Source organism: Kitasatospora sp. NPDC058218, assembly GCF_042882445.1.
Classification (GTDB): domain Bacteria; phylum Actinomycetota; class Actinomycetes; order Streptomycetales; family Streptomycetaceae; genus Kitasatospora.
This window is the reverse complement of sequence record NZ_JBHVWC010000002.1, coordinates 225,882-239,378: the sequence shown is the minus strand read 5'-3', so window position 1 is coordinate 239,378 and position 13,497 is coordinate 225,882. Positions and strand designations below refer to the sequence as shown.

The window sequence follows — 13,497 nt, the reverse complement described above, 5'->3', positions numbered from 1 at the left end:
GGGTCGCGGCGGGGGGCCGGGGCGGCCCCGGGGGTCGGGTCTTATGCCCCGGCGGCCCCGGGGGCGCCCCCCCCCACCGCCGCGGGGGGGGGGGGGCGCCCGCGTCCTTGCCGCCCGGCCCCGGGCGGCCGACCCCGACCGTTTCGACCCCGGGCGGCAGACCGGACAAACCGCCTCATAGAGTCGGACCATGAAGTTCTTCAGGTCCAAGGCCGCCCCTCGACACGACCCCCATCTGACCGCCCTGACGGTCCAACAGGCCGACTACCTGCGCGGCCTGGTGCTCCAGCACCACGCGGGCACCCCGGGGATCACCGTCGTCGGCGACACCCTGCACGCGCCGCAGGGCACCAACTCCCTTTACAACCTAGCCGAGTTGTGCCGGCGCGCGGACCCGCGCGAGTGGCCGCAGCTGGTGGAGCGCCACTTCCGCGTCGTCCACGGCGCGGCGGCGGCGACCCCACAGGGCTCCGACGACATCCTCCGCTCGGCCTACCTGCGCCTGATACCCGACGACGCCTTCTCCCCGGAGACGGCCCCCTCCTTCAGCTACGTCCGGCCCGTCGCGGCCGGCCTGCAGGAGGCGATCTCGCTGGACCTCCCCGAGGCGGTCCGCACCCTCGACGACCGGTTCGTCGCCGAGGTGGGCCTGGACGCGCTGCGCACCGCCGGGCGCGCCAATCTGGTCCGCGAGCCGGTCGGGTACGACGTCGCCCACGGCCAGGGCGGTGCGGCGATGCACATCGCCAACGGCGAGTCGATGTTCGTCGCCAGCAAGGCCCTCGTCCTGGACGACCTGGCCCGTGCCGTCACCGGGCGCGAACTGCCCGACGAGGGCGCCCTGTTCACCGTGCCGAGCCGGCACTACCTGGTCTTCCACCCGCTGGCCGACCAGCACGCGGTCGAGGCGATCAACGACCTGGCGGCCTTCGGCCTCGGCGCCTACCAGGACAACCCCGGCCCGCTGTCGCCCCGGCTCTACTGGTGGCACCGGGGCGCCGTGACGTCCCTGACCCACATCGACGAGGCCACCCGCTCGTTCTCCATCGCCCCGCCCGAGGAGCTGATGACCGTCCTGCGCCGCCTGCGGGACGGCGCCTGACGGCACGGGCCCCGGCGCCCGCCACCGGATCGCGGCCGCCGCGGGGGCGGCCGACGCCGACGGGCGGGCCCACTGCCCGGGCCCGCCCGCCCACCGGTGGGAGGATGGCGGCATGACCGAGTTCCATGTCCCCGAACGACACGCCCAGCTCCTGGCGTACGCGCAGAGCCTGACGCCGCCGTCGGGGTGGAAGATCGAGATCTCCGGCGACGAGATCATCATGATGGCCGGCCCGTCGGTGATCCACCAGCGCAACCTGCTGATCGTCCGGGAGCAGTTCGACGCGCACCGGCCGGCCGAGCTGATGCCCAGCGAGAACACCGACCTCGCCTCGCCCAACGTCGGCAAGCTGCGCAATCCGGACCTCACCTACATCCCGGTCTCGGTGGTCGAGCTCGGCGGCAACGAGGTGCCGGCCGAGCTGGCGGCGATCGCGGTCGAGATCGTCTCGCCGTCGAATCCGGAGAACGACCTGGTCGGCAAGGTCCGCGACTACCCGTTGATGCACATCCCGCTGTACCTGGTGATCGACCCTCGCGAGGGCACGCTCACCCTCCACTCCGAACCCGGCGACGGCGGCTACCACCGGCGGTGGAGCGGCCGGTTCGGCGACCGGGTGCCGGTCCCGGCGCCGTTCGCCTTCGAGCTGGTCACCGGTGACCTGATCCGCTACCCCGTCTGAGCCCCGACGTCCGGCCACCGGGGCGGCCGACGCCGACGGCGGGCCCGTGCCGGCCGGAGCCCCGCCCGCTCCGCGAGGGGGTGGGCGGGGCTCCGGTCGGCGCCACGGGGGTGAACGGGGTGACCGGTCAGAACGGGAAGTGGCTGCGCCCGTGCTGGATGGAGATCCACTTCACCGTGGTGAAGGCGTCCACCGTGGACTCGCCGTTGAGCCGGCCCACGCCCGAGTTCTTCTCGCCGCCGAAGGGCACCACCGGCTCGTCGGCGATGGTGCCGTCGTTGACGTGGATCATGCCGGTCTCGATCCGCTGCGCGACCCGCACGCCGCGCTCCACGTCCGCCGTGTGCACGGCGCCGCTGAGCCCGAACGGGGTGTCGTTGGCGAGCCGGACCGCCTCGTCCTCGCCGTCGAACGGCACCACCAGCACGACCGGGCCGAAGAGTTCGCGCTGCAGGATCGGCGCGCCGGCCGGCAGCCCGCCGAGCACGACCGGGTCCATCAGGCTGCCGTTGGTCTCGCCGCGCAGCAGCGCGGTGGCGCCGCCGGCGATCGCCTGGTCGACCTGGGCGGTGATGGCGTCGGCCTGCACCGGGTTTATCAACGGGCCGATGTGGGTGGCCGGGTCCTTCGGGTCGCCGACCCGCAGCGAGGCGACCTTGCGGACGAACCGCTCGGTGAACTCCGCCTCGACGCTGCGGTCGACCAGCACCCGGTTGGCGGCCATGCAGACCTGGCCCTGGTGGGCGAAGCGGCTGAACACGGCGGCGTCGACCGCGTAGTCGAGGTCCGCGTCGTCGAGCACGATCAGCGCGCTGTTGCCGCCGAGCTCCAGCACCGTCCGCTTGAAGTGCGAGGCGGCGACGGTGGCGACGTGCCGGCCGACCTTGTCCGAGCCGGTGAAGGAGATCACCTTGGGGACGGGGTGCTCGATGAAGGAGTCCCCGATCTCGGCGATGTCGGTGACCACGACGTTGAGCAGACCGGCCGGCAGGCCCGCCTCCTCGAAGATCTTGGCGATCAGGGTGCCGCCGACCACCGGGGTCTCCTGGTGCGGCTTGAGCACCACGCCGTTGCCGAGCGCGAGGGCGGGCGCGACCGCCTTCAGCGACAGGAACAGCGGGAAGTTGAACGGGCTGATCACGCCGACCACACCGACCGGGAGGCGGTACAGGCGGTTCTCCTTGCCCTCCACCGGGGAGGGCAGCAGCCGGCCCTCGGCGCGCAGCGAGAGCTGCATCGACTCGCGCAGCATGTCCCTGGTGAGGGAGAGTTCGAAGGCGGCCTTGAGGGCGGTGCCGCCCAGCTCGGCCATGATCGCCTCGGTGATCTCCTGCTCGCGGTCCTCGACGATGCGCAGCGCGCGCTCGAAGACCAGCCGGCGCGCGTAGGGGTTGGTGGCGGCCCACTCCTTCTGCGCGCGCTCGGCGGCGCGGTACGCCCGGTCGACCTCCTCGACGGTGGCGACGGTGATGGTGGCGAGCTTGTCACCGGTGAAGGGATCGACGTCCACGATGTCCCAGGAGCCGCTGCCGGCCCGCCACTCGCCGTCGATGTACTGCAGCGCCAACTCGGAAAGGTACGACATCTGGTCCCTCTCGTGCTGATTCGGGAAAGCCGCGGGAAAGCCCGCGGGCCTTCCTCGATCAGATCTGATCGTGACTCATCGTACTTACGCTTTACAGCTCTTGGCGTACGGAGCGAAGAAGTTCCCGTGTCAGCTCGGGGGAGAGGCTGTCGGCCACCAGACCGTCCACCGCGCCGGAGTACTCGGCCACCTCGGCGGGCTTGTCGAGGTACAGCGCGGTGGTGAACTGCTCCAGGTAGACCACGTCGGCGAGGTCCGGCTCGGCGAAGCTCAGCACCGAGAAGGCGCCGCCCTCCGCGCGCAGCCCCCCGAAGCCCAGCGGCATCACCTGGAGGACGACGTTGGGCAGTTCGGTCAGCTCCAGCAGCCGGTCGATCTGCGCCCGCATCAACTCGGGCCCGCCCCAGGGGCGGCGCAGCGCGGCCTCGTCCAGGACGGCGAGCAGCCGCGGCGCCCGGTCGGCGGTGAGCACCCGCTGGCGTTTCAGCCGGACCTCGACCCGCCGCTCGACCTCGTCCGCCTCGGTGACGTGGCCGCCGTGGGTGATCACCGCCCGCGCGTAGTCGGCGGTCTGCAGCAGCCCGTGGACGAACTGGACCTCGTAGCTGCGGATCTCGGTGGCGGACTCCTCCAGGCCGAGGTAGGTCTGGAACCAGCCCGGCAGCACGTCGCCGTAACCGTGCCACCAGGACGTCGCGTTGGCCTCGCGGAGCAGGCCGAGCACGGAGGCCCGCTCCTGCTCGGCCTCGACCCCGTAGAGGGTGAGCAGGTCGGCGACGTCGCGCTCCTTGAAGCCGACCCGGCCGAGCTCCATCCGGCTGATCTTCGACTCGGACGCGCGGATCGAATAGCCGGCCTCCTCGCGGCTGACGCCTCTGGCCTCCCGCAGCCTTCGCAGCTGGGAGCCCAGCAGCAGGCGCCGTACCGTGGCACCTCCGCCTGCCTGAGTCATGCTCATCGCCGTCACCCTCCGCACGTCGCGCAGCCCCCCGGCCGTCGGCCGCAGTCTGCCATCTGGCACGGACAAACAACAGTCCGTCAGCGGTCGCGTTCCAGGCGTAGCAGCCCGGGTACCGCGGCCAGGCTCAGGACCAGCAGGAACAGCCAGGGCCAGGCGGCGCCCCGGCCGAGCAGCAGGGTGAGCAGGGCGGGAGCGACGGCCTGGCCGACGTTCCAGGACAGCTGGTAGACGGCGAGGTAGCGGCCGCGCAGCGCGGGGTCGGCGAGCGAGACGCTGAGCTCCTCCCGGAAGGGGGTGGCCATGGTCTCGGCGATGTTGTAGAGGAACATCGCGGCGTAGAGCCCGGCCAGCACGGCCCAGCCGGGGGCGGCGGCCACGAGGGCGAAGGCGCCGAAGGCGAGGGCGTTGAGGAGCGAGGCGGCGGCGAGCACCCTGGTCGGCCGGAACCGCTCCAGCCGCCCGGCCACGACGTTCCCGGTGAGGACGACCTGGACGCCGTTGAGCACCAGCAGCGAGCCGGCCACCCAGGCCTCGCGGTGCAGGCCCTCGGTGAGGTACACGGCGAGCAGCATGCTGAGGATCATCGAGCCGAAGACGAAGGTGAGGTTGACGGCGACCAGCAGCAGGTACCGGCGGTCGCGCAGCACCGCGCGGTAGCCCCCCGCCTCCTTCACCCCCGCCTCCTTCACCCGTGCCTCGGCCCGCACCGGGGCGGGTTCGGGCCGCCAGGCGGCCAGCAGGGCGGTCGCGACGACGTAGCTGACCGCGTTGAGCACCACCAGCAGCCGCAGGCTCCCGGTGCCGCCGCCGGCCACCAGGACGGCGCCCAGCGCCCCGCCCAGGCCCAGGCCGGTGTTGCGCAGCGTCTGCACGAGCGCGAACCAGCGGGTGCGCTCCCCCTCGGCGGCGGCGAGCACCACCAGGCCGGTGCTGGAGGTCCAGTACGCGACGTGGCCGATCTGGGCGAGCAGGCAGACCAGCACGATCTGCCAGAGCTGCTGGGCGAACAGGAAGCCGCCGAACGCGAGCGCGGAGAGCGCGTTGCCGCCGGCGGCCACCACCTTGGCGCCGTAGCGGTCGATCAGCGGGCCGACGCCGATCGCGGTGGGCAGGGCGAGCAGCCGGGCGGCGGTGACGGCGGCGCCGATGGCGGTGACGCTCAGGCCGGTGGTGCGGGCGAAGTAGACGAGGGTGAAGGCGAGGATCAGTCCGGTGCCGAGGCTGTCGATGAGGTGGGCGCCGACCAGCCCGGTCCGGCCGGAGGTGTCCGGCAGGCCCAGTCGGTCGCGCAGCGGGGTGAGCGTCGCGGTGGTCATGGCACCAGGGTCTCGGGCATGATCATCCCTGCCCATGAATTCCATCCTGGTCGAATCCTCGCCGGAGGCACCATGCTCTACTGGGAGTTCTCGGCCCAGGACCTCGCCCGGACGCGCTTCGCCTGCTCGCCGCTGTCCGAGGTCGTCACCAGCGTCGAGGTGTTGAAGGAGCCGGGCCGGCACGCCGTCCACCTGCCCTGGGTGCGGCAGGCCCGGCAGCGGCTGGCCGGCGTCGACTGGGAGCTGCTGTCCCAGCTGATCCGGCTGCCCACGGTGTACGTGCCGGACTTCCTGACCCCGGTGCCGACCCACTCCACGCTCACCATCGAGCAGGCGGTGGCCGCGCTGGCCGTCACCGACCCGGTCGTCGTACGCCGCGACCTCGCCCGGCTCGACGGGGAACTCCCGCCACTGGTCGCCGAGTTGCGGGCCGATCCGGAGGCGGGCCTGGCTCGGCTGGCGGCCGAGGTCCAGGCGTACTGGACGGCGGCGATCGCCCCGCACTGGCCGCGCATCCAGCGCCTCACGGAGGGCGAGATCCTGCGGCGGGCCCGCCAGATGTCGACGGGCGGCCCGGCCGCGCTCTTCGCCGACCTGCACCCCCAGGTGAGCTGGGAGCGCGACACCCTGCGGATCGCCCACCGTACGGTGGACGTGCAGCGGCGGCTGGACGGCGAGCGGGGTCTCGTCCTGGCCCCCACCGTCTTCGCCTGGCCGGGCGTCTACTCCCAGCAGAACCCGCCCTGGCAGCCCGGTCTGGTCTACCCGCCGCGCGGGGTGGCCACGCTCTGGGAGGCCTCCGGCGCGACCGTCCCGGACGGCCTGGCCAAGGTGATCGGCCGCTCCCGGGCCCGGCTGCTGGCCGAACTCGACGCGCCCGCGTCGACCACCGAGCTCGCCGCCCGGACCGGCCTGTCCGCCGCCAACGTGTCGCACCACCTCACCGCCCTGCGCGAGGCGGGTCTCACGGCCCGCCACCGCACCGGCCGCACCGTCCTCTACCTCCGGACCGAGGCCGCCGAACTCCTGTTGCGCGACTGAGGCCGGAACCGTCCGGGCCGCCGCCCCGTCCAACCGCCATGCGCCGACGCCGCCCGAGCCCCGCCGCCCTGCTGCTCACCGTGCTGGCCCTCACGGCCCTGCTGTTCGCCGTGCTGACCGTCACCGCCCCGGACCACGACCGGGGGCTGCCCCCCTGGCCCGACCACCCCGGTCTCCCCCACCCCAGCGCGACGTCCGCGACATCCGCCACGCCCCCGTCGGCGGCGGCCGCGAACCGGCCCTGAGGCCGCCCGCCCGACCGCGCCCCGACCGGCCCCGGACCACGGCAAGGACCCGGACAACGGAAAGCGGCACCTGCCCTCAACTGGTCGGGGAGAGGGCAGGCGCCGTGGGACCGCGTTTGGCCCGGCGACACTGGCGGGAGGAGCGGCTCATACTCCCGGCAATGCGGTGCCGGGCGCTCTGGGGGTGGACGGGGTCCGTCGGCGGGAGTGGCCGCCGACCGGTCCGTCCGTGCGTCAGACCACCAGCGGGCGGTCCGTGGGACGGATCGGGGCGGGCAGCGGAGTCTTGCCGCCCAGGTACTTGTCCACCGCGGCGGCGGCCGAACGGCCTTCCGCGATGGCCCAGACGATCAGCGACTGGCCACGGCCGGCGTCACCGCAGACGTAGACGCCATCGACATTGGTGGCGAACTTCCCGTCCCGGGCCACATTACCCCGCGCGTCCAGGTCGACGCCAAGCTGCTCGACCAGGCCGTTCTTCACGTCCGTGCCGGTGAAGCCCATGGCCAGGGTGACCAGCTGGGCCGGGATCGCCCGCTCGGTGCCGGGCACCGGCTCGAAGCGACCGTCCTTGAACTCGACCTCGACCAGGTGCAGCTCCTGGACGTTGCCGTCCTCGTCGCCGGTGAAGTGGGTGGTGTTGACCGCGTAGATCCGGTCGCCGCCCTCCTCGTGGGCCGAGGTGACCTTGTAGGTCATCGGCATGGTCGGCCAGGGCTGGTGGCCGGGGCGCTCGTCGCTCGGCCGCGGCATGATCTCCAGCTGGGTGACCGAGGCCGCCCCCTGGCGCAGCGCGGTGCCGAGGCAGTCCGCGCCGGTGTCGCCGCCGCCGATGACGATGACGTGCTTGCCCTTGGCGGTGATGGGGGGCTCCACGAAGTCGCCCTCCTGCACCTTGTTGGCCAGCGGCAGGTACTCCATCGCCTGGTGGATGCCCTTGAGCTCACGGCCGGGCACCGGCAGGTCGCGGGCGGTCGTCGCACCGGCGGCCACGACCACCGCGTCGAAGCGCTCGCGCAGCTGCTGGCCGGTGATGTCCTCGCCGACGTGGACGCCGGTGCGGAACCGGGTGCCCTCCGCGCGCATCTGCTCGATGCGGCGGTTGATGTGGCGCTTCTCCATCTTGAACTCGGGGATGCCGTAGCGCAGCAGGCCGCCGACGCGGTCGGCGCGCTCGTACACCACCACGGTGTGCCCGGCCCGGGTGAGCTGCTGGGCGACGGCCAGGCCGGCCGGGCCGGAGCCCACCACGGCGACGGTCTTGCCGGAGAGCCGCTCGGGGACCTGCGGCGTGACGCCGCCCCGGTCCCAGGCCTTGTCGATGATGGTGACCTCGACGTTCTTGATGGTCACCGCGTCCTGGTTGATGCCCAGCACGCACGCGGACTCGCAGGGAGCCGGGCAGAGCCGCCCGGTGAACTCCGGGAAGTTGTTGGTCGCGTGCAGCCGCTCGATCGCACCGACGAAGTCGTCCCGGTAGGCCAGGTCGTTCCACTCGGGGATGAGGTTCCCGAGCGGGCAGCCGTTGTGGCAGAACGGGATGCCGCAGTCCATGCAGCGGCCGGCCTGCTTGGTGATGATCGGCAGGAGGCTGCGTTCGACGTAGACCTCGTTCCAGTCCCGCAGACGGACGTCCACGGGCCGGCGCTCGGCCAGCTGCTTTCCGGTGGTCAGGAAGCCCTTGGGGTCAGCCACGTGCCGCCTCCATCATCTTGCGAGTGGTCTCGGACTCGGAGAGTCCATCGCGCTCAGCGGCGTCCTTGGCGGCGAGCACTGCCTTGTAGTCGGTCGGCATGATCGTGGAGAAGCGGGAGACCCCGCTGCCCCAGTCGGCCAGGAGCTCGGCGGCGACGGTGGAGCCGGTCTCCTCGTAGTGCTGCTGCACGGTCTCGCGCAGCCAGTCGCGGTCGGCGGCGCTGGGGGCCTCGATGCCCACCATGCCGTCGTTGACGTTCGCGGGGCGCAGGTCCAGCACGTAGGCGACACCGCCGGACATGCCCGCCGCCAGGTTGCGCCCGGTCTCGCCGAGGATGACGACCCGGCCGCCGGTCATGTACTCCAGGCCGTGGTCGCCCACGCCCTCGACCACCAGGGTGGCACCGGAGTTGCGGACGGCGAAGCGCTCGCCGGCCTTGCCGCGCAGGTGCACGCGGCCGCCGGTGGCGCCGTAGCCGATGGTGTTGCCGGCGATCACGTGGTGCTGCGCGTCGGCGCCGATCGCGGCGGCCTCGCGCGCCGGGCGGACGATCACCACACCGCCGGAGAGGCCCTTGCCGACGTAGTCGTTCGCGTCGCCCTCCAGGCGCAGCGTGATGCCCTTCGGCAGGAAGGCGCCGAACGACTGGCCGGCCGAGCCGGTGAAGGTGACGTCGATGGTCCCCTCCGGCAGGCCCTCGCCGCGGTACCGCTTGGTCACCTCGTGGCCGAGCATGGTGCCGACCGTGCGGTTGACGTTGCGGATCGGCAGCTGGACGCGGACGGCGTCGCCGCGCTCCAGGGCGTCCTGGGCGAGGTCGATCAGCTGGTTGTCCAGGGCCTTGTCGAGCCCGTGGTCCTGCGTGGTGGTGCGGTGCAGGGCCGCGCCCTCGGGCAGCTCGGGGACGTGGAACAGCGGCGCCAGGTCGAGCCCGGCGGCCTTCCAGTGCTCGATCGCCGCCCGGGCGTTGATGTGCTCGGCGTGGCCGACGGCCTCCTCGATCGAGCGGAAGCCCAGCTCGGCGAGGATCTCGCGGACCTCCTCGGCGATGAACTCGAAGAAGTTGACGACGAACTCGGGCTTGCCGGAGAAGCGCTCGCGCAGCACCGGGTTCTGGGTGGCGACGCCGACCGGGCAGGTGTCCAGGTGGCAGACGCGCATCATGATGCAGCCGGAGACGACCAGCGGCGCGGTGGCGAAGCCGAACTCCTCGGCGCCCAGCAGGGCGGCGATGACCACGTCGCGGCCGGTCTTCAGCTGGCCGTCGGTCTGCACCACGATGCGGTCGCGCAGGCCGTTGAGCAGCAGGGTCTGCTGGGTCTCGGCGAGGCCGAGCTCCCAGGGGCCGCCCGCGTGCTTGAGCGAGGTGAGCGGGGAGGCGCCGGTGCCGCCGTCGTGGCCGGAGACCAGCACGACGTCCGCGTGCGCCTTGGAGACGCCGGCCGCGACCGTGCCGACACCGACCTCGGAGACCAGCTTCACGTGGATGCGGGCCGCCGGGTTGGCGTTCTTGAGGTCGTGGATCAGCTGGGCGAGGTCCTCGATGGAGTAGATGTCGTGGTGCGGCGGCGGGGAGATCAGGCCGACGCCCGGGGTGGAGTGCCGGGTCTTGGCGACCCACGGGTAGACCTTGTGGCCGGGCAGCTGGCCGCCCTCGCCGGGCTTGGCGCCCTGGGCCATCTTGATCTGGATGTCGTCCGCGTTGACCAGGTACTCGGAGGTGACGCCGAACCGGCCGGAGGCGACCTGCTTGATCGCCGAGCGGCGCTCCGGGTCGTGCAGGCGGTCCGGGTCCTCGCCGCCCTCACCGGTGTTGGACTTGCCGCCGAGGCGGTTCATCGCGATGGCCAGGGTCTCGTGCGCCTCGCGGGAGATCGAGCCGTACGACATGGCGCCGGTGGAGAAGCGCTTGACGATCTCGGAGACCGGCTCGACCTCGTCGACGGAGATCGGGGTGCGGCCGAGGCCGTCCAGCTGGAACAGGCCGCGCAGCGTCATCAGGCGCTCGGACTGCTCGTTCACCCGGTCCGTGTACTGCTTGAAGATGTCGTACCGGCGGTTGCGGGTGGAGTGCTGCAGCCGGAAGACGGTGTCCGGGTCGAACAGGTGCGGCTCGCCCTCGCGGCGCCACTGGTACTCGCCGCCGATCTCCAGCGCGCGGTGCGCGGCGGGGATGCCGGAGGCGGGGTACGCCTTGGCGTGGCGGGCGGCCACCTCCTTGGCGAGCTCGTCCAGGCCGATGCCGCCGAGCTTGGTGGTGGTGCCCGCGAAGTAGGCGCCGACCAGCTCCCGGGAGAGGCCGATCGCCTCGAAGACCTGGGCGCCGCGGTAGGAGGCGACGGTGGAGATGCCCATCTTGGACATGACCTTGAGCACGCCCTTGCCGAGCGCCTTGATCAGGTTCTTGATGGCCTTCTCGGGCTCGACGCCCTCGATGAAGACTCCCTGGGCGACGAGGTCCTCGACGGACTCCATGGCCAGGTACGGGTTGACCGCGCCGGCGCCGAAGCCGATCAGCAGCGCGACGTGGTGCACCTCGCGGACGTCACCGGCCTCGACCAGCAGCGACACCTGGGTGCGCTGCTTGGTGCGGATGAGGTGGTGGTGGATCGCGGAGGTGAGCAGCAGCGAGGGGATCGGCGCGTGCTCGGCGTCCGAGTGCCGGTCGGAGAGCACGACGATCCGGGCGCCGTCGGCGATCGCGGCGTCGGCCTCGGCGGCGATCGCGGCCAGGCGCGCGGCCAGGCCCTCGCCGCCGGTGGCGACCTTGTAGAGGCCGGACAGGGTGACGGCCTTGAGGCCGGGCTGGTCCCCGTCGTGGTTGATGTGGACGAGCTTGGCCAGCTCGTCGTTGTCGATCACCGGGAAGGTGATGCCGACCGAGCGGCAGGAGGCGGCCTCGGCGGCCAGCAGGTTGCCCTCGGGGCCGAGGTTGCTCAGCAGCGAGGTGACGAGCTCCTCGCGGATGGCGTCCAGCGGCGGGTTGGTGACCTGCGCGAAGAGCTGCACGAAGTAGTCGAACAGCAGGCGCGGCTTCTCGGAGAGCGCGGCGATCGGGCTGTCGGTGCCCATCGAGCCGAGCGCCTCGCCGCCGGTCCGGGCCATCGGCGCGAGGATGACCCGCAGCTCCTCCTCGGTGTACCCGAAGGTCTGCTGACGGCGCGTCACCGACGCGTGGGTGTGCGCGATGTGCTCGCGCTCGGGCAGCTTGGCGAGCTGGATCTGGCCGCCCGCGACCCACTCCGCGTAGGGGTGCTCGGACGCCAGCGCGGACTTGATCTCCTCGTCCTCGACGATGCGGTGCTCCGCGGTGTCGATGAGGAACATCTTGCCGGGCTGCAGGCGGCCCTTCTTGGCGACCTTCTCCTGCTCGATGTCGAGCACGCCGACCTCGGAGGAGAGGACGACCAGGCCGTCCTCGGTGATCCAGTAGCGGGCCGGGCGCAGGCCGTTGCGGTCCAGCACGGCGCCGATCTGGGTGCCGTCGGTGAAGGTGACGCAGGCCGGGCCGTCCCAGGGCTCCATCAGGTTGGAGTGGTACTGGTAGAACGCGCGGCGGGCCGGCTCCATGGTGGCGTGGTTCTCCCACGCCTCCGGGATCATCATCAGCACCGAGTGCGGCAGCGAGCGGCCGCCGAGGTGGAGCAGCTCCAGGACCTCGTCGAAGGAGGCCGAGTCGGAGTGGTCCGGGGTGCAGATCGGGAAGATCCGCTCCAGGCCCTGCCCGTTCCGGTTGGCCGGGATGAGGTCGGTGGCGAGCTGCGACTCGCGGGCGGTCATCCAGTTCCGGTTGCCCTTGACCGTGTTGATCTCGCCGTTGTGCGCGACGAAGCGGTACGGGTGGGCGAGCGGCCAGCTCGGGAAGGTGTTGGTGGAGAAGCGCGAGTGCACCAGGCCGAGCGCGGAGGCGTAGAGCCGGTCCGACAGGTCGGGGAAGAAGGGCTCCAGCTGGCCGGTGGTCAGCATGCCCTTGTAGACGATGGTGCGCGCGGAGAGCGACGGGAAGTAGACACCGGCCTCGCGCTCGGAGCGCTTGCGGACGACGAAGGCGAGCCGGTCCAGGGTGATGCCGCTGCTCTCGCCCTGCGACAGGAAGACCTGGCGGAAGCGCGGCATCACGCTGCGGGCGGTGGCGCCGAGCAGGTCCGGGGTGACCGGGACGTCGCGCCAGCCGAGGACGGTGAGGTCCTCCTCGGCGGCGATGGCCTCGATCTGCGCGACGGCCGCGGCGGCGGCCGCGTCCTCGTCGGGCAGGAAGGCGATGCCGACCGCGTAGGAGCCGGCGGCGGGCAGCTCGAAGGAGACCTTGGCGCGCAGGAAGGCGTCGGGGATCTGGGTCAGGATGCCCGCGCCGTCACCGGAGTCCGGCTCGGCGCCGGTGGCACCCCGGTGCTCCAGGTTGCGCAGGACAGTCAGCGCCTGCTCGACGATCTTGTGGTCGGCGATGCCGGTCAGCGTGGCGACGAAGCCGACGCCACAGGCGTCGTGCTCGTTCCGCGGGTCGTACAGGCCCTGAGCAGCAGGTCGCGCATCCGGAACGAGCGCGTACGGCGGGCGGGCTGCGCCGGCCTGGGGCTCGTTTGCGGAGTGCATGGATGCAGACAGCATCGGCTCTCCCGTCGTCGTCTTGAGCAATGAGCTTCGTGCAATAGGGACGACGTTGGCCCTCTGCGATTTCGTGCAGGTTACATGATGCCGGAGATCCCGAGAAGTGGAACATCTCGTCCACATGGCGGACATGACCCCAGGTCAGGGGCGGTTACCGGCGAGTAATGCGAGCGGGAGGAGTCGGCTCCCCGACTGCGCGCTCCCTCAAGTGTGCCCGTGCCGCGAGGGGCCGAAACAGGACCGAAATCCCGCCTCGACAAG

At 72.1% G+C, this 13,497-nt stretch carries 9 protein-coding genes; 4 read left to right on the top strand and 5 right to left on the bottom strand.

Going from position 1 to position 13,497, the window contains the following annotated elements; translation table 11 throughout:
- Positions 1–190: 190 nt before the first annotated feature.
- Positions 191–1,102: a hypothetical protein gene (locus ACFVYI_RS02075; protein ID WP_387880477.1), complete on the top strand. Its 912-nt coding sequence runs from the start codon at positions 191–193 to the stop codon at positions 1,100–1,102.
- Positions 1,103–1,214: 112 nt separating this feature from the next.
- Positions 1,215–1,784, top strand: coding sequence for a Uma2 family endonuclease (locus ACFVYI_RS02070; protein WP_387880475.1), 570 nt, complete (start codon positions 1,215–1,217; stop codon positions 1,782–1,784).
- Between the two features lie 127 nt (positions 1,785–1,911).
- On the opposite strand, the gene ACFVYI_RS02065 is transcribed toward ACFVYI_RS02070, so the two are convergent.
- The 3 genes from ACFVYI_RS02065 to ACFVYI_RS02055 all read right to left on the bottom strand — a co-directional run bounded on the left by ACFVYI_RS02065 (position 1,912) and on the right by ACFVYI_RS02055 (position 5,646).
- Entirely contained in the window at positions 1,912–3,369 is a 1,458-nt protein-coding gene (locus tag ACFVYI_RS02065) for an aldehyde dehydrogenase family protein (protein ID WP_387880472.1), read from the bottom strand.
- A gap of 91 nt (positions 3,370–3,460) precedes the next feature.
- The gene (locus tag ACFVYI_RS02060; RefSeq protein WP_387880469.1) at positions 3,461–4,327 is read right to left on the bottom strand and encodes a helix-turn-helix domain-containing protein; all 867 of its coding nucleotides are present in this window, start codon (positions 4,325–4,327) and stop codon (positions 3,461–3,463) included.
- An 80-nt stretch (positions 4,328–4,407) separates the two neighbouring features.
- Complete coding sequence (locus ACFVYI_RS02055) at positions 4,408–5,646, bottom strand: MFS transporter (RefSeq protein WP_387880467.1); 1,239 nt, start codon at positions 5,644–5,646, stop codon at positions 4,408–4,410.
- Positions 5,647–5,664: 18 nt separating this feature from the next.
- Between ACFVYI_RS02055 and ACFVYI_RS02050 the strand changes: the two genes are divergently transcribed.
- Both ACFVYI_RS02050 and ACFVYI_RS02045 read left to right on the top strand, forming a co-directional pair.
- Complete coding sequence (locus ACFVYI_RS02050; RefSeq protein ID WP_387880464.1) at positions 5,665–6,687, top strand: DUF5937 family protein; 1,023 nt, start codon at positions 5,665–5,667, stop codon at positions 6,685–6,687.
- Positions 6,688–6,725: 38 nt separating this feature from the next.
- Complete coding sequence (locus ACFVYI_RS02045; protein ID WP_387880461.1) at positions 6,726–6,932, top strand: hypothetical protein; 207 nt, start codon at positions 6,726–6,728, stop codon at positions 6,930–6,932.
- A gap of 234 nt (positions 6,933–7,166) precedes the next feature.
- Here ACFVYI_RS02045 and ACFVYI_RS02040 read toward each other — a convergent pair whose 3' ends face one another.
- Both ACFVYI_RS02040 and gltB read right to left on the bottom strand, forming a co-directional pair.
- Positions 7,167–8,627, bottom strand: coding sequence for a glutamate synthase subunit beta (locus ACFVYI_RS02040; protein ID WP_387880458.1), 1,461 nt, complete (start codon positions 8,625–8,627; stop codon positions 7,167–7,169).
- The gene (gene gltB / locus ACFVYI_RS02035) at positions 8,620–13,221 is read right to left on the bottom strand and encodes a glutamate synthase large subunit (protein ID WP_387880456.1); all 4,602 of its coding nucleotides are present in this window, start codon (positions 13,219–13,221) and stop codon (positions 8,620–8,622) included. The genes ACFVYI_RS02040 and gltB overlap by 8 nt, the downstream gene beginning before the upstream one ends.
- Positions 13,222–13,497 lie beyond the last annotated feature (276 nt).